Below are 22,617 nucleotides of genomic sequence, written 5' to 3'. Positions count from 1 at the left end.
GATCAGGCGTTCTCCTTCTGGATGCGCGCCCAGTTCTCCTCGACGTCCGAGATCGGGCCGACGTTGAAGAAGGCCTGCTCGGCGACGTGGTCGAAGTCACCGCGGCAGATCGCGTCGAACGACTCGATCGTGTCCTTGAGCGGAACCGTGGAGCCCTCGACACCGGTGAACTTCTTCGCCATGTAGGTGTTCTGGGAGAGGAACTGTTGGATGCGGCGGGCGCGGGCGACGACGATCTTGTCCTCTTCCGAGAGCTCGTCGACACCGAGGATCGCGATGATCTCCTGCAGTTCCTTGTTCTTCTGGAGGATCTGCTTGACCGTCGTGGCCACGCGGTAGTGGTCCTCGCCCAGGTAGCGGGGGTCCATGATCCGCGAGGTCGAGGTCAGCGGGTCGATCGCGGGGTACAGACCCTTCGAGGCGATCTCGCGCGAGAGCTCGGTCGTCGCATCGAGGTGCGCGAAGGTCGTCGCCGGGGCCGGGTCGGTGTAGTCGTCGGCCGGGACGTAGATCGCCTGCAGCGAGGTGATCGAGTGACCACGGGTCGAGGTGATGCGCTCCTGGAGCACACCCATCTCGTCGGCGAGGTTCGGCTGGTAGCCCACCGCGGACGGCATGCGGCCGAGAAGCGTGGAGACCTCGGAACCGGCCTGCGTGAAGCGGAAGATGTTGTCGATGAAGAGCAGCACGTCCTGCTTCTGCACATCGCGGAAGTACTCCGCCATGGTCAGGGCCGACAGGGCGACGCGCAGACGCGTCCCCGGCGGCTCGTCCATCTGGCCGAAGACGAGCGCGGTCTTGTCGAAGACGCCCGCCTCCTCCATCTCGCCGATGAGGTCGTTGCCCTCACGGGTGCGCTCGCCGACGCCCGCGAACACCGACACACCGCCGTGGTCCTGCGCGACGCGCTGGATCATCTCCTGGATGAGGACGGTCTTGCCGACGCCCGCGCCGCCGAACAGGCCGATCTTGCCACCCTGCACGTACGGGGTGAGCAGGTCGATCGACTTGATGCCGGTTTCGAACATGCTGGTCTTCGACTCGAGCTGGTCGAAGTTCGGGGCCTTGCGGTGGATCGGCCAGCGCTCGGTGATCTCGATCTGCTCGCCGGGCTCGGCGTTGAGGACCTCGCCGATGACGTTGAAGACCTTGCCCTTGGTGACGTCGCCGACCGGGACCGAGATGGCCTCACCGGTGTCACGCACCTCCTGGCCGCGGACCACGCCGTCGGTGGACTTCAGCGCGATGGCGCGCACCAGGTCGTCGCCGAGGTGCTGGGCGACCTCGAGGGTGATCTCGGTCGACTCTTCGCCGATCACGATCGTGGTCTTCAGGGCGTTGTAGATCTCGGGGATCGCGTCGTGCGGGAACTCGATGTCGACGACCGGGCCGTTGACGCGAGCAACGCGCCCGACGACCGTCGTAGCGGTGGCAGTCATAATTGGTCTCTCTCCTGAGGGGCTTATTTGCTCGACGCCAGAGCGTCGGCGCCGCCGACGATCTCGGCGATCTGCTGCGTGATCTCGGCCTGGCGCGCGTTGTTGCGCAGGCGGGTGTAGTCGGTGATGAGCTTGTCGGCGTTGTCGCTGGCCGACTTCATCGCCTTCTGCGTCGCGGCCTGCTTGGCGGCGGACGACTGCAGGAGGGCGTTGAAGACCCGGCTCTGGATGTACACCGGCAGGATCGCGTCGAGCACCGTCTCCGCATCCGGCTCGAACTCGTACAGCGGGTAGACCGCGGTCGAGGTGTCGGCCTCGTCGGCCTCGGCGATCTCCAGCGGAAGCAGCCGGACCGTCTCCGGCGACTGCGTCATCATGCTGACGAAGCGGTTGAAGACGAGGTGGATCTCGTCCACGCCGCCCTGGTCCCCGCCCCGATCGAACGCCTCGAGCAGCGTCGCCGAGATGGCCTCCGCCGTGTGGAACGACGGGGTGTCCGTGTCGCCGGTCCACTCCGCCGCCGCGTCGAGGCCGCGGAACTGGAAGTAGCCCACCGCCTTGCGTCCCACGAGGTAGAACACCGGCTCGCGGCCCTCGGAGCGCAGGAGCTCTGCGAGCTCCATGCCCTCACGGAGGATCTGCGAGTTGAAGGCGCCCGCGAGACCGCGATCCGACGAGAAGATCACGACCGCGGAGCGGCGGATGTTCTCGGGCTCACGGGTGAGCGGGTGGTCGACGTTGGAGTGCGTGGCCACGGCGGAGACGGCCCTCGTCACGGCCCGCGCGAAGGGCGAGGACGCGTTGACGCGCGCCATCGCCTTCTGGATGCGCGAAGCCGCGATGAGTTCCATCGCCTTCGTGATCTTCTTGGTCGTCTGAGCAGAAGAGATCTTCTGCTTGTAGACCCGGAGTTGTGCGCCCATAGCTCAGACTCCCCCGCGCTTACGCGCGACGGCCCTTGACGATCTTCTCCTGGTTCACGTCGTCGACGTCCGCGGCGCTGTGCTCCTCGTGGCCGGGAGCGCCGATGCCGTGACCGGTGCCGCCCTGGAACTCGAGGATGAAGGCGTCGGTGGCCTTGTCGAGCTCGGCGACCGTGTCGTCGTCGAGGACGTTGGTCTCACGCAGGCGATCGAGCACCGTGGTGTGACGACGGAGGTGGTCGAGCAGCTCCCGCTCGAAGCGCAGCACGTCCTCGACCTCGATGGTGTCGAGCTTGCCGTTGGTGCCGGCCCAGATCGACACGACCTGGTCCTCCACCGGGTACGGCGAGTACTGCGGCTGCTTGAGCAGCTCGGTCAGACGCGCGCCGCGCGCCAGCTGGCGCCGCGAGGCCTGGTCGAGGTCGGACGCGAACATCGCGAAGGCCTCGAGCGAGCGGTACTGCGCGAGCTCGAGCTTCAGCGTTCCCGAGACCTTCTTGATCGACTTCACCTGGGCGTCACCACCGACGCGGGACACCGAGATGCCCACGTCGACAGCCGGACGCTGGTTCGCGTTGAACAGGTCGGACTGCAGGAAGATCTGGCCGTCGGTGATCGAGATCACGTTGGTCGGGATGTACGCCGAGACGTCGTTGGCCTTGGTCTCGATGATGGGCAGACCCGTCATCGAACCGGCGCCGAGCTCGTCGGACAGCTTCGCGCAGCGCTCCAGCAGGCGGGAGTGCAGGTAGAAGACGTCGCCGGGGTACGCCTCGCGGCCCGGCGGACGGCGCAGCAGCAGCGACACGGCGCGGTAGGCCTCGGCCTGCTTCGACAGGTCGTCGAAGATGATCAGGACGTGCTTGCCGCCGTACATCCAGTGCTGGCCGATGGCCGAACCGGTGTAGGGGGCGAGGTACTTGAAGCCGGCCGGGTCGGAGGCCGGGGCCGCGACGATGGTCGTGTACTCCAGGGCGCCGGCCTCTTCCAGCGCACCCTTGACGGAGGCGATGGTCGAGCCCTTCTGGCCGATGGCGACGTAGATGCAGCGGACCTGCTTGTTGACGTCGCCTGACTCCCAGTTGGCCTTCTGGTTGATGATCGTGTCGATCGCGATCGCCGTCTTGCCGGTCTGGCGGTCGCCGATGATGAGCTGGCGCTGGCCGCGGCCGACGGGGATCATCGCGTCGATGGCCTTGATGCCGGTCTGCATCGGCTCGTGCACGCTCTTGCGCTGCATGACGCCGGGCGCCTGCAGCTCGAGGGCGCGGACGCCGTCCGTCGCGATCTCGCCGAGACCGTCGATCGGGTTGCCGAGCGGGTCCACGACGCGGCCGAGGTAGCCGTCGCCGACCGGCACGGAGAGGACCTCACCGGTGCGGGTGACCTCCTGGCCGGCCTCGATGCCGGCGAAGTCGCCGAGGACGACGACGCCGATCTCGTGCTCGTCCAGGTTCAGCGCGAGTCCCTTGGTGCCGTCGGCGAAGGTCACGAGCTCGTTCGCCATGACGCCGGGCAGTCCCTCGACGTGCGCGATGCCGTCCGCTGCGTCGATGACGGTGCCGACCTCGGTCGCCGTGCCGGACGTCGGCTCGTACGCGGCGACGAAGTCCTTCAGCGCGTCACGGATGACGTCGGGGCTGATCGAAAGTTCTGCCATTGTCTTCCCTTTGTATCTGGTAGCGCGGCCTTACCGCGCGAAGTTCGTTTGTCAGCCCGCGAGCTTCTGCCGGAGGTCGGCGAGGCGGGCGGCGATGCTGCCGTCGATGACGTCGTCCGCGACCTGCACGCGCAGGCCTCCGACGACGGCGGAGTCGAGCACTTCGTTCAGCGCGATCTGACGGCCGTAACGGCCCGTCAGCACGGCGCGGAGACGGTCGCGCTGCGGCGCGCTGAGCGGAGCAGCCGTGTGCACGGTCGCGACGATCCGGTCGCGCTGCGCCGAGACGATCCGCATGGCGCGGCTCAGCAGACGGCGCACGCGGCGGCCGCGCGGCTCGCGCACCAGCGACGTGACGATGAGCGATGTCGCGGGGTGCAGGCTCGATCCGACCAGCTTCTGCACGAGCGCGGCCTTGCCCTCGCCGCCACCGAGGCGACCGCCCAGGGCCAGCTCGAGATCGGCGTTGTCCGCGACGAGACGCGAGACCGAGAACAGCTCGCCCTCGATGTCGGCGTCCGGCGAGGAGATCGCCGCCGCGCGCACCGCGAGCTCCTCCACACCGTCGACGAGGTCGGCGGCGGAGGACCAGCGCTGGGAGACGGCCGTGGTGAGCAGGCTCACCGTGATCGGAGACGCTCCGGCGAACACGCGCGACACCAGGGCGGCGCGGGCCTCGACGGGGGCGGACGGATCGGCGAGCGCGCCGCTCAGCGCGGTGGACTCACCGATCAGGCGCGTGGCGGAGAACAGCTCTCCGGCGACGTCGAGGGTGATCCCCTGCGCGGCGGTCAGAGCACTGCTCGACGCCGTGAGGGCCTGAGCGGTCGCGCTGCCCATTACTTCGCCGCCTCGGAGGCCTCGAGGTCCGCCAGGAAGCGGTCCACGACGGCCGTCGCGCGTGCGTCGTCGGAGAGGGTCTCGCCGACCACGCCACCGGCGAGGTCGAGGGCGAGGCCGCCGACCTCGTTGCGCAGCGAGACGAACGCCGTCTGGCGCTCCGCCTCGATCTGCGAGTGGGCGGCGGCGGTCAGACGCGCAGCCTCGGCGGCAGCGGTCTCCTTGGCCTCGGCGACGATCTTCTTGCCGTCCTCACGGGCGGTCTCGCGGATCGTGCCGGCCTCGGTGCGCGCCTCGGCGAGCTGACGGGTGTACTCCTCCAGCGCGGCCTCGGCCTGCTTCTGGGCCTCGTCCGCCTTGGCGATGTTGCCCTCGATGGCAGCGGAGCGCTCGTCGAGCATCTTCGTGAACCGCGGAAGGGCGTAGAACCACACCACGGCGAGGATCACGACGAACCACAGCGCCGACCAGACCAGGTCGTACCACGCCGGCAGGAGCGGGTTGTGAGCCGCCTCGCCCTCTGCCGCGAGGTTCGTGACAAGAGCGTTCAGCATCCTGTCTCCTTCGGGATTCGGGTGCGGATTACGGGAAGGGGATGAAGCCGACGGCGATGCCGACGAACGCGAGCGCCTCGGTGAAGGCGATGCCGATCCACATCAGAACCTGCAGGCGACCGGCCAGCTCGGGCTGACGGGCGACACCCTCGATCGTCTTGCCGACGACGATGCCCACGCCGATGGCCGGGCCGATGGCGGCGAGGCCGTAGCCGATCGCCGCGAGGTTGCCGTTGACTGCTGCGAGAACCGTAGTAGCGTCCACGGGTTTTTCCTTTCGTTGTGGGCGGCAGGTTCGCCGCCCGCAGGGGTTGTCAGTGCTCTTCTGCGACCGCGAGCTGGATGTAGACCGCGGTGAGGACGGTGAAGACGTAGGCCTGGAGGACGGCGACGAGGATCTCGAAGACCGAGAAGGCGCCGCCGAAGGCGAGGGTACCGACGCCGAGCGCAGCCCAGCCGCCGCCCGCCGTGAAGAAGAAGAACGCAGTGGCCGAGTAGCACAGCACGAGCAGCATGTGGCCGACGACCATGTTCATCAGAAGACGAAGGGTCAGGGTCACCGGGCGGATGATGAAGGTCGAGATGAACTCGATCGGCGTCACGATGATGTAGACCGGCCACGGCACACCGGCCGGGAAGAGCGCGTTCTTGAAGAAGTTCTTCGGGCTCTTCTTGATACCGGCGTAGATGAAGGTGATGTAGCTGATGACCGCGAGCAGCAGGGGAACGCCGATGATGCTCGTACCGGCGATGTTCAGGCCGGGGATGATGCCCGTGATGTTCATGAACAGCGTCATGAAGAAGATCGTGGTGAGGATCGGCAGGAACCGGTCGCCGTCCTTACGGCCGAGCAGGTCGTGCGCGATGCCGCCGCGGACGAAGCCGAGGCCCATCTCGACGACGCTCTGGAAGCGGCCGGGGACGATCTTCATCCGGCGGGTTCCGAGCACCAGGATCAGCACCACGGCCACGACCGAGACGAACTGAACGAGGTGGATCCTGTGGATCGGGACGCCGAAGACGTTGAACAGGATCTCGGGGAAGAACTCGTCCATCGACGGGCCGTGGAAACCGCTGTCGTCGGCCAGTCGAGGAATCATGGTCGCAGCAAGATTAAACAGCGCGGGCTCCAACTTCGGGGCACCGGGGGCTACCGGGGCGTCGGTCGATGTGCTTCACAGCGCAGCGCTCGCGGGACGAGCGGGCTCGGGTTCCAGCCTATCAGACGTGTGAGTTCCCTGAATCCGCGTCATGATCCCGCCCAGAGGGACTACGCTCCCCTGCCGACGGCGCCACGTCCTCGGGGGCGACGGTCGGCAGCGAGGTGTCGCTGACGACGGGCAGTCGCATCTTCAGGAACACGACGGCATCGATGGCGAGCGAGACCAGCACCCCCGCGAGCAGCGCCCAGAAGAAGACGACCGGCTCCAGCCAGGGCTGCCCGCGCAGCACGAGGATCAGCACGAAGAAGAGCGCGAGCTTCAGGAACCAGCCGCCCATCACGATCGCGAAGAAGAGCTGCACGTAGAGCTCCTGACCGAACCAGCGGTTCGCGATGAGGATGCTGCCGGCCGTGATCGCGCCGAACACCACCGCGATGAGGGCGCCGATCAGACCGCTCCACACGCCGGGGGCGCCCTTGACCGCTCCCCCGACGACTGCGGCGACCACGCCGAGCACGACGGCGGCGACGCCGGACGCGATCAGCGCGGTGCGCAGGATCGGGGTGCTGGTGACGGGGTGGGGGCTCGCGGAGCTCATTTCGATTCCTTCTGCGGGGCGCGCGGGCGCGACGGGATGAGGGTGACGACGAGGCAGGCTCCCGCGCCGACGATGCCGAAGACCACGCCGGCGGCGTACTCGCCGAACCAGCCCTCCCGCGAGCCGATGTACATCAGCAGCACGGCGATCGAGATGACCGCGGTCCAGGCGTAGAAGATGAGCACCGCGTCGCGGCCCCGATGACCGAGGTCGAGCATGCGGTGGTGCAGGTGCTTGCGGTCGGGCGAGAACGGCGACTTGCCCGCGCGCATGCGGCGCAGCACCGCCAGCCCGAAGTCGAGCAGCGGCAGCAGCACCACGACGACCGGGAGCAGGATCGGGATGAACGCGCCGAGCAGCTGCGAACGGCCGATCTGCGCGTTGGTCAGCACCGCCGGGTTCAGCTGCCCCGTGATGGCGACGGCGCTGGTCGCCATGAGCAGACCGATCACGAGGGCCCCGGAGTCGCCCATGAACAGCTTCGCCGGGCTCCAGTTCAAGGGCAGGAAGCCGATGCAGGCGCCGATCAGCACGGCGGCGATGAACGGCGCGAGGCTGAAGTAGCTGGACTGCCCGATGTCCCGGGCGATGATGTACGAGTACGCGAAGAACACGCCGTTCGCGATGAGGCAGACGCCCGCGACGAGGCCGTCCAGGCCGTCGATGAAGTTGACCGCGTTCATCACGATGACGATCGCGAACATCGTGATGACGATGCTCAGCGCATTCGAGGCGATCACCGGCTCGGGCAGCGGGAGCGAGGCGATCTGCAGTCCGCCGACGATCGTGACCAGGCCCGCGGCGAGGAACTGGGCGCCGAGCTTGATCATCCAGTCCAGATCCCACAGGTCGTCGATGACGCCCACGACCGCGATGAGCAGCACGGCGCCGAGCACCGACCACATCGTCTGCGGCTGCGCCCAGATGATGTGGAAGAACGGGCTCGCGGCGCTTGCGGCGAACGCCGCGAGGATGCCGCAGAGCATCGCCACCCCGCCGAGCCGCGGCGTCGGAGTCGTGTGCACGTCGCGCTCGCGGATGCCGGGGTACAGCTTGAAGCGCAGGCTCAGCTGCCACACCGCCCAGGAGCAGGCGAGGGTGACGGCGGCCGTGAGGATCACGGTGAACAGGTACTGCTTCACGTCGTCGCTCTCATCCGAAGACCGTCAGGACGGCTCTTCGAGCAGATCCCCGAGCACGCGGGCGAGGTCGTCGCGGGACACGGCGCCTTCGCGGAGCACGCGGACCTTCGCATCGTCGCCGCCCGGGCGCACGAGGGAGGTGGCGTCGACGATCGTCGATGCGACGCCGCCGGTCGCGGGCCCCGCATCGAGGTAGACCGCGACGCTGTCGCCGAGCATGTCCTGCGCGCCCTGCGCCTCGACCGCGGCGGGCCGGCCGGTGAGGTTCGCGCTGGAGACGGCGAGCGGCCCGGTCTCCTCGAGCAGCGCCAGCGCGACCTTGTGGTCGGGCATCCGCACGGCGACCGTGCCGTGGGTCTCGCCGAGGTCCCAGACGAGCGAGGGCTGCGAGGGCAGCACGATCGTCAGGCCGCCCGGCCAGAACGCGTCCACGAGACGCTGCACCGGCTCCGGCACGCTCTCGACGAGAGCGGCGAGGGTGGCGGTGCTGCCGACGAGCACGGGAGGCGGCTGCTGGCGACCTCTCCCCTTCGCGTCGAGCAGGCGCTGGACGGCGGCGGGGCTGAACGCATCGGCGCCCACGCCGTAGACGGTGTCGGTGGGGAGCACGACCAGCTCGCCGCGGCCGATCGCCAGACGGGCCTGGCGCATGCCGGTGAGGATCTGATCCGCGTCGCGGCTATCGAAGAGGGAGGACATGACCGACCCAGTCTACGGGGCGGAGCGTCCCGCCCTGCTGTGGGCGCGATGCGAGCCGGCCCGAGGCGGCGCGGAAGGGGTTACGGACGGATCGCCGTCGTGGCCCGGTCGCGCCGGGTGAGGTCCTGATGCGTCGCGGTCGCGCGCCAGCCGTCCGCCGCGAGCAGCTCCCGGATCGCGGCTCCCTGCACCTCGGCATGCTCGAGCACCAGCGTGCCCCCGGGATGCAGCAGCGCCCAGGCTCGGCGACTGATCGCCCGCACCACATCGAGTCCGTCCGGGCCGCCGTAGAGCGCGAGCGCCGGGTCGAACAGGCGCACCTCGGGGTCGCGCGGGATCGCGTCGTCCGGGACGTACGGCGGATTGGAGATGACGACGTCCACCGTGCCGTCCAGCTCGCCCAGAGCCTCGCGGAGGTCCCCGAGCACGAGAGCGAGGTTGCCCTGCCCCGCGGTGTTGCGCTGCGCCCACGCGTGCGCCTCGGGCGACAGCTCCACCGCGTGCACCCGCGCATGCGGCACCTCGGTCGCGAGTGCGAGCGCGATCGCGCCGGATCCCGTGCACAGGTCGACTCCGACCGGCTCGGGCGATGCGGAGGCCAGCAGCGCGTCGATCGCGAACTGCGCGACGATCTCGGTCTCCGGCCGTGGCACGAAGACGCCAGGACCGACGGCGAGCTCGAGGTGGCGGAACGGAGCCGTTCCGGTGAGGTGCTGGAGCGGCTCGCGCGCCGCCCGCCGGGCGACCAGCGCCTCCAGCGCATCGGTCTGGGTCTCGTCGAGCGCATCACCGCGGATCGTCGCCGCCTGCACCGCCCCGCGCCCCATTCCCAGGACGTGTCCCGCGAGCAGCTCGGCGTCGACGACGGGGTCGGGCACGCCGGCCTCGCCGAGGACGGTCGCGGCACGGCGGAGGGCTTCGGCGAGGGGTGCGGACATAGACCTCCAGCGTAATGCGGCCGTCACATTCACCGTGCGCACACGACCCCGGCCTAGGCTGTGCACGATCGTGTCCTCGTCGACTAGCGGGACGGGACCCGTCGCTCCACCCGACGCAGTGCGCCCATCGAAAGGTCCGTCATGGCAGGCATCCACTCCGACATCACCAGCACGTTCGGCAACACCCCGCTCGTCCGGCTGAACCACGTCACCGAGGGCCTCGACGCCACGGTTCTCGTCAAGCTCGAGTCGTTCAACCCGGCGTCCAGCGTCAAGGACCGCATCGGCATCGCCATCGTCGACGCCGCCGAGGCGTCGGGCGAGCTGAAGCCGGGCGGCACCATCGTCGAGGCCACCAGCGGCAACACCGGCATCGCGCTGGCGATGGTCGGCGCGGCCCGCGGCTACCGCGTGATCCTCACCATGCCCGCGTCCATGTCGAAGGAGCGGCGCGTGCTGCTCAAGGCGTTCGGCGCCGAGCTCGTGCTCACCGACCCCACGCTCGGCATGAAGGGCGCGATCGAGGAGCTCCAGAAGATCATCGCCGAGACCCCGGGCGCCGTGTGGGCCCGCCAGTTCGAGAACGCCGCGAACCCCCAGATCCACCGGGAGACCACCGCGCAGGAGATCCTGCGCGACACCGAGGGCAAGGTCGACGTCTTCGTCGCCGGCATCGGCACCGGTGGCACGATCACGGGCACGGGTCAGGCGCTCAAGGCGGTCAACCCCGAGGTGACCGTGATCGCCGTCGAGCCGACCGACTCCCCGCTGCTCAGCCAGGGCCACCCCGGACCGGCGAAGATCCAGGGCATCGGCCCCAACTTCGTCCCCGCGATCCTGGACCGCGACGTCATCGACGAGATCATCACGGCCGGCTTCGAGGAGTCCCTCGCCACCGCGCGCGACCTCGCCGCGAAGGAGGGACTGCTCGTCGGGATCTCCGCCGGCGCCGCCGTCGCCCAGGCGCTGAAGGTCGCGGCGCGCCCCGAGAGCGCCGGCAAGACCATCGTCGTGATCGCCCCGGACACCGGCGAGCGCTACCTGTCGACCGCCCTCTTCGAGGACCTGCGCGAAGACTGATGACCGTCTCCGAGACTCCCCGGGGGTCCGACATGTCGTGGGCCGGGCGGATGCGCGAGGACGTCGCGTCCGCCCGGCTGCGCGACCCCGCGGCGCGCGGCGGGCTCGAGATCGCGCTGCTCTATCCCGGCCTGCACGCCATCTGGGCGCACCGGCTCAACCACGCGCTGTGGAAGCGCGGACTGCGCTTCCCGGCACGGATGGGCTCGCAGGTCGCGCGCTGGCTCACCGGCATCGAGATCCACCCGGGCGCGCAGATCGGGCGGCGCTTCTTCATCGACCACGGCATGGGCGTCGTGATCGGAGAGACGGCCGAGGTCGGCGACGACGTGATGCTCTACCACGGGGTCACGCTCGGCGGCCGCACGCGCGACGCCGGCAAGCGCCACCCCACCCTCGAGGACGGCGTCGTCGTCGGCGCCGGCGCGAAGATCCTGGGACCCGTCGTGATCGGGGCGCGATCCGCGATCGGCGCCAATGCGGTCGTGACGAAGGACGCCCCCGCCGACTCCGTGCTCACCGGCGTCCCCGCGCGTGCACGGCCCCGCATCGAGGGCGAGAGCACGGCACGGATCCTCTCCGTGCCGGACTACTCGATCTGACGCGCGCTCGCGGATCTCGCAAACGGGATCCGCGAGCGGGTTCAGCGCTTCTTCGCCGCGGCCTTCAGCGCCGCGGCCTCGCGCACCTCGCGCTTGATGAGCAGCAGCGGCAGCACGACCGTGCACAGCGCCGTGATGATCCAGACGACCACGGGACCGAGGATCCAGGCCAGCGCGTCGGTGATCCGCAGGCCTCCGATCGGCAGCAGGACGACGATGAGCAGCGCGACGAAGGTGGAGATGATCCCGATGCCGCCCAGGAGCGCGGGCGCGTAGCGGTTCGCCATCGAGGCGATCCATGGGGCGAGCAGGCTCTGCAGCACCGTGAAGATCAGCACGCACAGCACGAACCCCCACCACTTGCTCCATTCGATCGTGAAGCCCGGGAGCAGCAGGTCGGCCACGATGAGGCCGACGGCCGAGGAAGCCAGGAAGATCAGGGTGCGCGTGAAGAAGAGGCCCATGGCCGGAGCATAGCGCGGGACAGGTGCCGCCCTGCATGCGCCCCGCGTAGTGTCGAGGGCATGCACTGGGTGCTCCATGTGGACCTCGACCAGTTCATCGCGGCCGTCGAGGTGCTGCGTCGTCCCGAACTCGCCGGACTGCCGGTCATCGTGGGCGGCCGCGGGGATCCGGGCGAGCGCGCCGTCGCGTCCACGGCGTCCTACGAGGCGCGCGCGTTCGGCGTGGGCTCCGGCATGCCGCTGCGCATCGCGGCGCGCAAGGCGCCCGAGGCGGTGATCCTGCCGGTCGACGCGCCGGCGTACCTGGAGGCGTCGGCCGAGGTGATGGCGGAGCTGCGCGCCCAGCCCGGGGCCGTGGTGCAGGTGCTGGGCTGGGACGAGGCCTTCGTCGGCGTGGACACGGACTCCCCCGAGGCGTATGCGCGCCGTCTGCAGCAGGCGGTCCTGGCCCGCACGCGGCTGCACTGCAGCGTCGGCATCGGCGACACGCTCGTCCGCGCGAAGATCGCGACGGGGTTCGGCAAGCCGCGGGGCGTGTTCCGCCTCACCGCGGCGAACTGGGACGCGGTGATGGGCGAGCACGCGGTCATCGACCTGTGGGGCGTCGGCCCGAAGGTCTCGAAGCGGCTGCTCGCCCTGGGCATCCGCACGGTGGCGGAGCTCGCCGCCGCGCCCGCGGATGCGCTCACCGCCGAGTTCGGTCCGCGGATGGGTCTCTGGTATCGCGAGCTCGGACAGGGCGGGAGCTCCGCGGTCGTCGACGATACGCCCTGGGTTCCGCGCGGACACAGCCGCGAGACCACGTATCAGACCGATCTCGCCGACCCCGCGGAGATCGAGCGGGCCGCTCTGGCGCTGCTGGACCAGGTGCTCGATGATGTGGCCGAAGACGGACGCGGCGTGATCGGCCTCGGCCTGAAGGTCCGCTACGCGCCCTTCACGACGAAGACGTTCACCAAGCGGATCCCGGAGACCGCCGATCGCGCCGTGATCGTCGAGAGGGCGCGGGAGCTCATCGCGCGGATCGCGCCGGACCGCGCCGTGCGGCTGCTCGGCGTGCGGGCGGAGATGACGCTGCCCGAGGACGCCCGGGACGGACGCACGCCGACCCGCGGGGCGTGGTGATCAGTCCGCGTTCGCGTCGGCGGTCTCCTGCGGATGCAGCACGAGGTTGCCCACCTTCCGGCCCGCGTCGACGCGCGCATGCGCCTCGGCGAGACGATCCAGCGCGAGCGCGCCGTCCCGGACGACGCGGAGCGCCCCGGAGCCGACCAGCTCGAGCAGGGTGGTGAAGTCCTCGGTGCGCTGCGGGGCCGTGCCCGTCTTGACCGGGCCGCGGGCGGTGACGATCTCGCCGAGGGTCGCGGCCGCGAGCAGCAGCCTGCCGCCCTCGGCGAGAAGCGGTCGTCCGGTCGCGGGACTCAGCGCGCCGACCGTGTCGAAGACGACGTCGAAGCGCTCACCGCGGTCCGCGAGGGCAGCGATCGGATCGACCCGGTAATCGATGACCCGGTCGGCCCCCAGCGCCCTGGCGAGCTCGGCGTTGCCCGCGCTGGTCACGGCGGTCACCGTGGCTCCGAGGTGCTTCGCGAGCTGCACCGCGTTCGTGCCCACCGCGCCAGAGGCGCCCACGACGAGCACCCGTTCGCCGGAGCGCACCGCGGCTCTGTCCCGCAGGAAGTACAGGGCCGTCGTGCCGCCGAAGAGCACCCCCGCGGCATCATCGAAGGAGACCTCGTCGGCGATGCGCACGAGCCGCGAGGCGGACACCGCGACGAGCTCGGCGTGCGCGCCCATGCGCGCCCCGGTCATCCCGCAGACGCGGTCGCCCACGGCGACGCCGTCCGCTTCCGCACCCGTCGCCTCGACGACACCGGCGAAGACCACCCCGAGCACCGACGCCCGCGGGCCCCGCAGCCCGAGGGCGAGCCTTCCCGGCAGTGCGAACCCGCGCGGAAAGCGGGCGCCCCGGATGCGCGCGTCGCCCGAGTTGACGGTCGACGCCATCACGCGCACGAGCACTTCGCCGCGTCCCGCGACCGGATCGGCCACCGTCTCGATCCGCACGACGGACGGAGGTCCGTATCGCTCGACCACACCTGCACGCATCCTGTCCCCTTACGCCCGTAAGTCTCTGTGCCGCTACGATAGCCTTACACCGGTAAGGGCGCAACCCGCGCCCGGAAGGGAGGCCGCGTGGCCCGGAGGATCCCGCTCAGCCGCGAGCGCATCGTCACCGCGGCGATGCAGGTCGCCGATGACGGCGGTCTGGGCGCGGTGAGCATGCGCAACGTCGGCAAGGAGCTCGGCGCCGAGGCGATGTCGCTCTACCACCACGTCTCCGGCAAGGAGGAGCTGCTCGACCTGCTCGCCGACGCGGCTTTCACGCAGATCCCGCTGCCCGAGATCGGCGCACCGTGGCGCGCCGCGATGACCTCGCGCGCCCACGCCATGCGTGCCGTGCTCAAGAGGCACTCCTGGGCTCTGACCCTGCTCGAGTCACGCGCGAACCCCGGCGAGGCCGTGATGCGGCACCACGACCGCGTGCTCGGGCTGCTCCGCGGGGACGGGTTCGACCTCGTGCTCGCCGCCCACGCGTACTCCGCGCTCGATGCGTACATCTACGGCTTCGTGCTCACGGAGCTGAGCCTCCCGTTCACCCCCGACACGGGTCCGGAGGAGTTCGCCGAGGGGCTGGAGCTCACCGCCTCCGAGTACCCGCATCTCGCCGAGATGCTCGAGCAGATGGTCGTCGGGCACGACTACGACTACGGGGACGAGTTCGGCTACGGCCTCGATCTCGTGCTCGATCAGCTCGAGCAGCGCAGAGCCGCCCTGGCCTGAGCCGCCGGCGCCTCCGGGAGTGCGCTCAGCCCTCGGAGCCGAGAGCCGCCAGCCGCGCCTCCTCGTCCGCATGGATCGCGGACTCGATGAGCGGCTCGAGGGCGCCGTCCATCACGGCGTCGAGGTTGTAAGCCTTGAACCCGGTGCGGTGATCCGCGATGCGGTTCTCCGGGAAGTTGTAGGTGCGGATCCGCTCCGAGCGGTCCATGCCGCGGATCTGCGAGCGCCGGGCGTCGGAAGCCGCCGCATCGAGCTCCTCCTGCTGCTTCGCGAGCAGCCGGGCCCGCAGCACGCGCATGGCGGCCTCGCGGTTCTGCAGCTGCGACTTCTCGTTCTGCATCGACACGACGATCCCGCTCGGCAGGTGCGTGATGCGCACGGCCGAGTCGGTCGTGTTCACGGACTGCCCGCCCGGGCCGGAGGAGCGGAACACGTCGATCTTGAGGTCGTTCTGGTTGATCGCGATCTCATCGGGCTCGTCGACCTCGGGGAACACCAGGACCCCGGTCGTGGACGTGTGGATGCGCCCCTGCGACTCGGTCGCGGGGACCCGCTGCACCCGGTGCACGCCGCCCTCGTACTTGAGGTGGGCCCAGACGCCCTGCGAGGGATCCGTGGAGGATCCCTTGATCGCGACCTGCACGTCCTTGTACCCGCCGAGATCCGACTCGGTGCGCTCCAGGAGCTCGGTCTTCCAGCCCTTCGACGCGGCGTACTGCACGTACATGCGCAGCAGATCGGCGGCGAAGAGGGCGGATTCGGCTCCGCCCTCCCCCGCCTTGATCTCCATGATCACGTCGCGCGCGTCGTCGGGGTCCCGAGGGATCAACAGGCGCCGGAGCTTCTCCTGCGCGGCCTGCAGACCCTCCTCCATGCCGGGGATCTCGGCCGCGATCGACTCGTCCTCGCGGGCGAACTCGCGCGCGGTCTCGAGATCCTCCCCGGCGGCGATCCAGTCGTCATGCGCCTTCACGATGCGGCTCAGCTCGGCGTAGCGGCGGTTGACCCGCTTCGCGCGCGCGGCGTCGGCGTGCACCTCGGGGTCGGAGAGCTCCTTCTCCACCCTGCGATGCTCGTCGCGCAGCGCCTCGACCTGTTCGAACATGACGACCGGATCCCGGAGCAGTGGCTGTCCCGCAGAAGCGGGTCAGCGGATGCTGTTCTCGGAGGCGTGGCTGTGACCCGTGCCCGCGGTCGGCTTGCCCAGCTGCGCGTTCTGCATCTGCAGCAGGAACTCGACGTTGGAGTCGGTCTCCTTGAGCTTGCCCAGCACGACCTCGAGGGCCTGCTGCGGGTCGAGCCCGGCGAGGGCGCGGCGCAGCTTCCAGGTGATCTTGACCTCGTCGGGGCTCAGCAGCATCTCCTCGCGGCGGGTCGAGGACGCGTTGACGTCGACCGCCGGGAAGATCCGCTTGTCGGCCAGCGCACGGCTCAGGCGCAGCTCGCTGTTGCCGGTGCCCTTGAACTCCTCGAAGATGACCTCGTCCATCTTGGATCCGGTCTCGACCAGCGCGGTCGCGAGGATCGTGAGGGATCCGCCGTTCTCGATGTTGCGCGCGGCGCCGAAGAAGCGCTTCGGCGGGTAGAGCGCCGACGCGTCGACGCCACCCGTGAGCACGCGGCCCGAGGCGGGAGCGGCGATGTTGTACGCGCGGCCGAGGCGGGTGATCGAGTCGAGCAGCACGACGACGTCGCGGCCCAGCTCGACGAGGCGCTTGGCGCGCTCGATCGCGAGCTCGGCGACCGTGGTGTGGTCCTCCGCCGGACGGTCGAAGGTCGAGGCGATGACCTCGCCCTTGACCGTGCGCTGCATGTCGGTGACCTCTTCGGGGCGCTCGTCGACGAGCACGACCATGAGGTGCACCTCGGGGTTGTTCTGCGCGATCGCGTTGGCGATCTGCTGCAGGACGATGGTCTTGCCGGCCTTCGGAGGCGCGACGATGAGGCCGCGCTGGCCCTTGCCGATCGGTGCGACCAGGTCGATGATGCGCTGCGTCAGCTTCTCGGGAGCCGTCTCGAGGCGCAGGCGCTCCTGCGGGTACAGCGGGGTCAGCGCGGAGAACTCGACGCGAGCGGCGGCGTCCTCGGTGCTCAGGCCGTTGATGGAGTCGACCTTGACCAGCGCGTTGTACTTCTGGCGCCCCTGCTGCTCGCCCTCGCGAGGCTGCTTGATCGCGCCGACGACGGCGTCGCCCTTGCGCAGGTTGTACTTCTTGACCTGACCGAGCGAGACGTAGACGTCGCTCGGGCCGGAGAGGTAACCGGTGGTGCGCACGAAGGCGTAGTTGTCGAGCACGTCGAGGATGCCCGCGATCGGGATGAGGACGTCGTCCTCGCCGATCTCGGTCTCGAACTCGTCGACGTTCTGGTTGCCGCCACCGCGGCGCTTGTTGCGCTGACGGCTGCGGCTGCTGCCGCCGTCCTCGTCGGCGTCCGGCGCGGCACCGCCGCGGCCGGCCTGGCCGCCATTGCCGTTCTGACCGTTGCTCTGGTTGCCGCCGTTGTTCTGGTTGCCGGCCTGGCCGTCCTGGCCGTTGCGGTTGCGGCTGCGCGAGCGGGAACGGCTGCGGCTGCGGCCGGTCGGCTCCTCGCCGCCCTCCGCGGGTGCCTCGGCGGGCTGCTCGGAGGGAGCCGCGTCGGCCGGAGCCTCCTTGGCCGCCGGCTCCACGGGCGCCGCGGCAGGCTGCTCGGAGGGAGCCGCGTCGGCCGGAGCCTCCTCGGTCTTCTTGGCGCGGCTGCGCCGGGGCGCCTTCGCCTTCGGCGCCTCCTCGGCCGGGGCGTCCGCCGCAGGTGCGGCATCGGCCGGAGCCGCCGCCTCCGCGGGGGCCGCGGCCTCGACGGGGGCCTCCTCGGTCTTCTTGGCACGGCTGCGCCGGGGCGCCTTCGCCTTCGGCGCCTCCTCCGCGGGAGCGTCGGCCGGAGCCGCCTCTGCGGGAGCCGCGACAGCAGCGCCCGCCTCGGCGGCCTGGGCGGCGCTCGCGGTGGTCGCGCGACGCGGGGCGCGCTTGCGCGGCGCCTTCGGGGCGTCCGCTGCGGACGCGGTCTCGGCCGGGGCCGAGGTCTCGATCTGGGTCTCGGAGATGGTCTCCACGAGTACTCCTCTTGTAAGTCGTGGGTGTTTCGACGCGCACACGGCAGATGCCGGGGCGCGACCGCACGATCATGCCGAGAACAGGCTGTCCCCTGCATGCCACCCGGAGAACACGCTCTCGACGAGCTCGATGACCGGCTCGCGGTGCGGTTTCGGATGCTGTGCGGCTGACGCAGGAAGTGCGTCGCGGGCCGGGATCACGATTGTGACGAAGAACCCTCCGCTCGTTCCCTCACTGTACCACCTCGCACATCGACGGCGACCATCTGCGGGATCCACGGAGTGTCCGTCGCGGCCTCGGCGATCCGGACCGCGTCGAGACGGCTGCCGGGCCCATCGCAGAGCACGAGCACGCTGGGGCCCGCCCCCGAGACGACCGCCGCGAAGCCCTCGGCCCGCAGGGCGCGCACCAGCCGGTTCGTCTCCGGCATCGCCGGTGCGCGGTAGTCCTGGTGCAGCCGGTCGTCGGTCGCGTCCAGCAGCACATCGGGGCTCTGGGTGAGGGCGGCGATGAGCAGGGCGGAGCGGGAGACGTTGAAGACCGCGTCCTCGCTGGGCACCTGATCCGGCTGCAGGCTGCGCGCCGCCTTCGTCGACATCGTGTACCCGGGCACGAGCACGAGCGGCGACACGCCGCGGTGCACGAGCAGCTTCTTGTGCTGCGGACCGCGCTCCCCGGTCCAGGCGATCGTGAGGCCGCCGAACAGGGCCGGAGCCACGTTGTCGGGGTGTCCCTCCAGCTCGGTGGCCAGGCGCAGGAGCGCGGCGTCGTCGAGCTCGACGATGCCCTCGAGCAGTCCCTGCGCGGCGAGGACGCCCGCCGCCACCGCGGCCCCGGACGACCCGAGTCCGCGTCCGTGGGGCACGCCGTTGCGCGCCACGAGCCGGATGCCGGGCATCGCGACCCCTGCATCGGCGAACACGTGCGCGATCGACCGGACGACGAGGTTCGACGCGTCGCGGGCGATCTCCTCCGCGCCGGATCCGCTGACCTCGATCACGTAGACCCCCGGCTCCAGGGCCGTCACCTCGAGCTCGTCGTACATGCTCAGCGCGAGCCCGAGGGTGTCGAACCCGGGACCGAGATTGGCGCTGGTGGCCGGGACGCGCACCTCGACGGTGCGCCCTTCGAGTGCCTCAGGGCCCGGCATCGGGCCTGCCGCAGCGCTCACGTCACTCCCCCTCGACGCGCAGCACCGACACCACGCGGGTGACGGCCTCGCTGTCGGCGAGCCGGGCGACGGTGTCGCTGAGCGCCTGCTCGGTCGCGCGATGCGTGCCGATCACGATGCGCGCGGTCGTGCTGTCCTCGCCGCGCTCGATCGTCTGCAACGCGGTGGCGATGGAGACGCCGTGGTCGCTCAGCGTCCCCGCCACGGTCGCGAGAACGCCCGTGACGTCGGCGACCTCGATGGTGATCTGGTAGCGCGTGGTGATGTGACCGAACGGCGCGATCGGCAGGCTCTGCCGGGCCGACTCGCCCACGCCCACGCCGCCCGCGATGTGCCGGCGCGCCGCGGAGACGACGTCCCCGAGCACGGCGGACGCGGTCTGCACGCCGCCGGCGCCCGCCCCGTAGAACATGAGCGGCCCCGCCGCCTCCGCCTCGACGAACACGGCGTTGTTGCCGCCGTGCACGCTGGCCAGCGGATGCTCGCGATCGATCAGCGCCGGGTAGACGCGCACCGAGACCGCGTCGCCCTCCGGCTCCGACAGGCGCTCGCACACGGCGAGCAGCTTGATCACGTACCCGGCGCGCCGGGCGTCATCGATCATGTCGGCGGTCACCGACGAGATGCCCTCGCGGTGCACGTCGTCGATCGAGACCTGGGTGTGGAACGCGAGGCTCGCGAGGATCGCGGCCTTCTGCGCGGCGTCGTAGCCCTCGAGGTCCAGCGTCGGGTCGGCCTCGAGGTATCCGAGCTCGGTCGCGATCCGCTGCGCCTCCTCGGCGCTCAGGCCCTGGCGGTCCATCGAGTCGAGGATGAAGTTCGTGCTGCCGTTGACGATGCCGAAGATCCGCTCGATGCGATCGCCGGCGAGGGAGTCGCGCAGCGGCCGGATGATCGGGATCGCGGCGGCGACGGCCGCCTCGTACGAGACGGAAGCACCCACCTGGTCGGCGGCCTCGAAGATCTCGGCGCCGTGCGTCGCGAGCAGCGCCTTGTTGCCGGTCACGACGTCGGCGCCGCTCTGCAGCGCCTGGAGGACATAGCCGCGTGCCGGCTCGATCCCGCCCATGAGCTCGATCACGATGTCGGCGCCGAGGATCAGCGCATCGGCGTCGGTGGTGAGCAGCTCGCGGGGCAGCTCCGCGTCGCGCGGCGCGTCCACGTCGCGGACGAGGATCCCGGCGAGCTCGAGCGTCGCCCCGCTGCGCTCGGCGAGTTCGGCCTGGTGCTCGAGCAGCAGGCGCGCGACCTGGGATCCCACGGATCCGGCGCCGAGCAGGGCGACGCGGAGGGTGCGGCGGTGGCCGGCGAGTTCCGTCATGCTTCTCCTTCTCCGGTGCGGGCACCGGTGCGCTCCGCCCCCGACGCGGCGATGCCGGCGTCCCGGGACAGGAGGTCGGCGAGGGTCTCCCCCCGCACGATCACCCGCGCCTGGCCGTCGCGCACGGCGACGACCGCGGGGCGCGGGGTGTGGTTGTAGTTGCTGGACAGCGCGTAGCAGTATGCGCCGGTCGCCGGCACCGCGAGCAGGTCGCCCGGGGTGACGTCGGAGGGGAGGTACTCGTGATCGACGACGATGTCCCCCGATTCGCAGTGCGAGCCCACGACGCGGGCGAGCACGGGAGCGCCCGTGCCCTCGCGCGAGGCGATGCGTGCCGAGTACTGGGATCCATAGAGGGCCGGCCGTGCGTTGTCGCTCATGCCGCCGTCCACGCTCACGTAGAGCCGCTCGCCGCGGTCGCCGAGCGAGACCTCCTTGGTCGTGCCGACCTCGTATACCGTCACTCCGGCCTGGCCCACCACGGCACGGCCGGGCTCGAAGGCCAGCGTCGGGACCGGGATGCCGCGCACTTCGCACTCGCGCGCGACCGCGTCGACGATCGCGCCCGCGAGCTCTTCGATCGGGGTCGGGTCGTCGGCCGACGTATAGGCGATGCCGAAGCCTCCGCCGAGGTTGAGCAGGGGCAGCTCGCCGCCCTCGCGCAACGCCGCGTGCAGCTCGATCATCCGGGAGGCCGACTCGGCGAAGCCGCGGGATCCGAAGATCTGGGATCCGATGTGGCAGTGCAGGCCGCGCAGCTTGAGGCTGGGGATCTCGCGGATCCGCTCGACGAGCGCGGGCGCCGCCTCCAGCGGCGTCCCGAACTTCTGGTCCTCGTGCGCCGTGGCGAGGAAGTCGTGCGTCTCCGCGTGCACGCCGCTGTTGACGCGCAGCAGCACGCGCTGCACGGCGCCGCGGCGCTCCGCGATCGCTCCGAGGCGCTCGATCTCGATCGCGGAGTCGAGGATGATCGTGCCGACGCCCACCTCGACCGCGCGCTCCAGCTCGGACACGCTCTTGTTGTTGCCGTGGAAGCCGATCCGCGAAGGCTTGACGCCCGCGGCGAGGGCCGTCTCCAGCTCGCCGCGGCTGCAGACGTCGACCCGGAGCCCTTCCTGCGTCACCCAGCGCGCGACCTCGGTGCTGAGGAACGCCTTGCCCGCGTAGTACACGCGAGCCTTCGTCCCATGGGCGACCGCCGCGGCGTCGAACGCGCTCCTGATCCGGATGGCGTGCGCGCGGACCTCGGCTTCGTCCAGCACGTAGAGGGGGGTGCCGAAACGGGCCCGGAGCTCTGCGACGCCGACGCCGCCGAGCTCCAGCTCTCCGTCGGCGTCCCGCCGGGCGGAAGCCGGCCACACCCCCGGGGCGAGATCGTTCGGATCGGCTGGTTCCTGCAGCCAGTCCGGGGCGAGCGCGTCGTCGGGCGATGCGGGAAGCACAGGGCACCAATCGTCGTGGGGGACTCGGGTTTCGAGCCCGACCCAGAGCGGGCCGGGTTCTGAGAATTCTAAGGCACCGCACCGCCTCGCCCCGACGGGTGTGACGGTGCGGTGCGCGCCTGCGGGTCGTCTGATTGGATGACGGGATGCGCGGCTTCCATCATGTCGAACTCTGGGTCGTCGACCTGGTACGCGCCGGCGCCGAGTGGGGCTGGCTGCTCGAGCAGATCGGGTTCGAGGCCGACGACGCCTGGGCCGACGGCTGTTCCTGGCGGGCGGGCGATGCGTACCTCACGATCTGCTCCGCCCCCGCGCTGCATGGCGCGAGTCACGACCGGCGGCTCCCCGGCCTGAACCACCTGGCGTTCCACGGAGGCTCCCGCACCCAGGTCGATGCGCTGATGGCCGCCGCCGAGGCGCATGGATGGCGGACGTTGTACGGCGACCGCTACCCGCACGCCGGCGGGCCTGACCACTACGCCGGATGGCTCGAGAACAGCGACGGCTTCAAGGCGGAAGTCGTCGCGGGCCCTTGAGGTCCGTCGGCGCGCGCGGTGCGCTTCCGCCGGAGATGTGCACCTTCGACGGAGGGATCCGGCGATTTCCTCCGAAGCAGATGCACGACTCCGTGCGAAGCGCACGCCT

General features: G+C 70.5%; 23 protein-coding genes. 5 read left to right on the top strand and 18 right to left on the bottom strand.

The window, feature by feature from the left end:
* Positions 1-2 precede the first annotated feature (2 nt).
* The 11 genes from atpD to prmC form a co-directional block, all read right to left on the bottom strand.
* Complete coding sequence (gene atpD / locus WFJ17_RS05950) at positions 3-1,439, bottom strand: F0F1 ATP synthase subunit beta (RefSeq protein ID WP_251444668.1); 1,437 nt, start codon at positions 1,437-1,439, stop codon at positions 3-5.
* 23 nt (positions 1,440-1,462) lie between these two features.
* On the bottom strand, positions 1,463-2,362 hold the full coding sequence (locus WFJ17_RS05945) for a F0F1 ATP synthase subunit gamma (RefSeq protein ID WP_251444670.1): 900 nt from the start codon (positions 2,360-2,362) through the stop codon (positions 1,463-1,465).
* A gap of 19 nt (positions 2,363-2,381) precedes the next feature.
* A complete protein-coding gene (atpA, locus tag WFJ17_RS05940; RefSeq protein WP_251444672.1) occupies positions 2,382-4,022 on the bottom strand; it encodes a F0F1 ATP synthase subunit alpha in 1,641 nt (546 codons plus the stop codon).
* A gap of 51 nt (positions 4,023-4,073) precedes the next feature.
* Positions 4,074-4,862, bottom strand: a complete 789-nt coding sequence (locus WFJ17_RS05935; protein WP_251444675.1) for a F0F1 ATP synthase subunit delta — start codon at positions 4,860-4,862, stop codon at positions 4,074-4,076.
* A complete protein-coding gene (locus tag WFJ17_RS05930; protein WP_336647921.1) occupies positions 4,862-5,416 on the bottom strand; it encodes a F0F1 ATP synthase subunit B in 555 nt (184 codons plus the stop codon). The genes WFJ17_RS05935 and WFJ17_RS05930 overlap by 1 nt, the downstream gene beginning before the upstream one ends.
* Before the next feature lie 28 nt (positions 5,417-5,444).
* The gene (gene atpE, locus WFJ17_RS05925; RefSeq protein ID WP_045251710.1) at positions 5,445-5,681 is read right to left on the bottom strand and encodes an ATP synthase F0 subunit C; all 237 of its coding nucleotides are present in this window, start codon (positions 5,679-5,681) and stop codon (positions 5,445-5,447) included.
* A 49-nt stretch (positions 5,682-5,730) separates the two neighbouring features.
* Positions 5,731-6,516, bottom strand: coding sequence for a F0F1 ATP synthase subunit A (gene atpB, locus WFJ17_RS05920; protein ID WP_251444681.1), 786 nt, complete (start codon positions 6,514-6,516; stop codon positions 5,731-5,733).
* A gap of 121 nt (positions 6,517-6,637) precedes the next feature.
* Positions 6,638-7,177 (bottom strand): hypothetical protein, encoded by a 540-nt coding sequence (locus WFJ17_RS05915; protein ID WP_336647920.1) that lies wholly within the window; start codon positions 7,175-7,177, stop codon positions 6,638-6,640.
* Positions 7,174-8,319, bottom strand: a complete 1,146-nt coding sequence (locus WFJ17_RS05910; RefSeq protein ID WP_251444687.1) for an MraY family glycosyltransferase — start codon at positions 8,317-8,319, stop codon at positions 7,174-7,176. Before WFJ17_RS05910 ends, WFJ17_RS05915 begins: the two co-directional genes overlap by 4 nt.
* A gap of 24 nt (positions 8,320-8,343) precedes the next feature.
* Positions 8,344-9,018, bottom strand: coding sequence for an L-threonylcarbamoyladenylate synthase (locus WFJ17_RS05905; protein ID WP_251444690.1), 675 nt, complete (start codon positions 9,016-9,018; stop codon positions 8,344-8,346).
* A gap of 80 nt (positions 9,019-9,098) precedes the next feature.
* Positions 9,099-9,956: a peptide chain release factor N(5)-glutamine methyltransferase gene (prmC, locus tag WFJ17_RS05900; protein ID WP_336647919.1), complete on the bottom strand. Its 858-nt coding sequence runs from the start codon at positions 9,954-9,956 to the stop codon at positions 9,099-9,101.
* A 141-nt stretch (positions 9,957-10,097) separates the two neighbouring features.
* Between prmC and cysK the strand changes: the two genes are divergently transcribed.
* On the top strand, positions 10,098-11,036 hold the full coding sequence (gene cysK / locus WFJ17_RS05895) for a cysteine synthase A (RefSeq protein ID WP_251444696.1): 939 nt from the start codon (positions 10,098-10,100) through the stop codon (positions 11,034-11,036).
* Positions 11,036-11,638, top strand: coding sequence for a serine O-acetyltransferase EpsC (epsC, locus tag WFJ17_RS05890; RefSeq protein WP_251444700.1), 603 nt, complete (start codon positions 11,036-11,038; stop codon positions 11,636-11,638). Before cysK ends, epsC begins: the two co-directional genes overlap by 1 nt.
* 41 nt (positions 11,639-11,679) lie before the next feature.
* Here epsC and WFJ17_RS05885 read toward each other — a convergent pair whose 3' ends face one another.
* Complete coding sequence (locus WFJ17_RS05885) at positions 11,680-12,102, bottom strand: hypothetical protein (protein WP_336647918.1); 423 nt, start codon at positions 12,100-12,102, stop codon at positions 11,680-11,682.
* 60 nt (positions 12,103-12,162) lie between these two features.
* Between WFJ17_RS05885 and WFJ17_RS05880 the strand changes: the two genes are divergently transcribed.
* The gene (locus tag WFJ17_RS05880) at positions 12,163-13,227 is read left to right on the top strand and encodes a DNA polymerase IV (RefSeq protein ID WP_336647917.1); all 1,065 of its coding nucleotides are present in this window, start codon (positions 12,163-12,165) and stop codon (positions 13,225-13,227) included.
* Here the strand turns inward: WFJ17_RS05880 and WFJ17_RS05875 are convergent, their stop codons facing one another.
* The gene (locus WFJ17_RS05875; protein WP_336647916.1) at positions 13,228-14,211 is read right to left on the bottom strand and encodes an NAD(P)-dependent alcohol dehydrogenase; all 984 of its coding nucleotides are present in this window, start codon (positions 14,209-14,211) and stop codon (positions 13,228-13,230) included.
* Between the two features lie 87 nt (positions 14,212-14,298).
* On the opposite strand from WFJ17_RS05875, the gene WFJ17_RS05870 reads away from it, so the two are divergent.
* Positions 14,299-14,946: a TetR/AcrR family transcriptional regulator gene (locus WFJ17_RS05870; RefSeq protein ID WP_336647914.1), complete on the top strand. Its 648-nt coding sequence runs from the start codon at positions 14,299-14,301 to the stop codon at positions 14,944-14,946.
* A gap of 25 nt (positions 14,947-14,971) precedes the next feature.
* Here the strand turns inward: WFJ17_RS05870 and prfA are convergent, their stop codons facing one another.
* The 5 genes from prfA to lysA form a co-directional block, all read right to left on the bottom strand.
* Complete coding sequence (prfA, locus tag WFJ17_RS05865) at positions 14,972-16,051, bottom strand: peptide chain release factor 1 (protein ID WP_251444716.1); 1,080 nt, start codon at positions 16,049-16,051, stop codon at positions 14,972-14,974.
* Positions 16,052-16,093: 42 nt separating this feature from the next.
* Positions 16,094-18,037 (bottom strand): transcription termination factor Rho, encoded by a 1,944-nt coding sequence (gene rho / locus WFJ17_RS05860; protein ID WP_336647913.1) that lies wholly within the window; start codon positions 18,035-18,037, stop codon positions 16,094-16,096.
* 197 nt (positions 18,038-18,234) lie between these two features.
* The gene (thrB, locus tag WFJ17_RS05855) at positions 18,235-19,188 is read right to left on the bottom strand and encodes a homoserine kinase (RefSeq protein WP_336648179.1); all 954 of its coding nucleotides are present in this window, start codon (positions 19,186-19,188) and stop codon (positions 18,235-18,237) included.
* 22 nt (positions 19,189-19,210) lie between these two features.
* Positions 19,211-20,530: a homoserine dehydrogenase gene (locus WFJ17_RS05850; protein WP_336647912.1), complete on the bottom strand. Its 1,320-nt coding sequence runs from the start codon at positions 20,528-20,530 to the stop codon at positions 19,211-19,213.
* Complete coding sequence (gene lysA, locus WFJ17_RS05845) at positions 20,527-21,972, bottom strand: diaminopimelate decarboxylase (RefSeq protein WP_336647911.1); 1,446 nt, start codon at positions 21,970-21,972, stop codon at positions 20,527-20,529. The genes WFJ17_RS05850 and lysA overlap by 4 nt, the downstream gene beginning before the upstream one ends.
* Positions 21,973-22,118: 146 nt before the next feature.
* Here lysA and WFJ17_RS05840 point away from each other — a divergent pair, with 146 nt between their 5' ends.
* A complete protein-coding gene (locus WFJ17_RS05840) occupies positions 22,119-22,508 on the top strand; it encodes a VOC family protein (RefSeq protein WP_336647910.1) in 390 nt (129 codons plus the stop codon).
* Positions 22,509-22,617: the final 109 nt, after the last annotated feature.

The organism is Microbacterium sp. MMO-10 (genome assembly GCF_037148715.1).
GTDB lineage: Bacteria > Actinomycetota > Actinomycetes > Actinomycetales > Microbacteriaceae > Microbacterium.
Note: the sequence above shows the minus strand (reverse complement) of the source record. Positions and strands in the feature narration are given on the sequence as shown.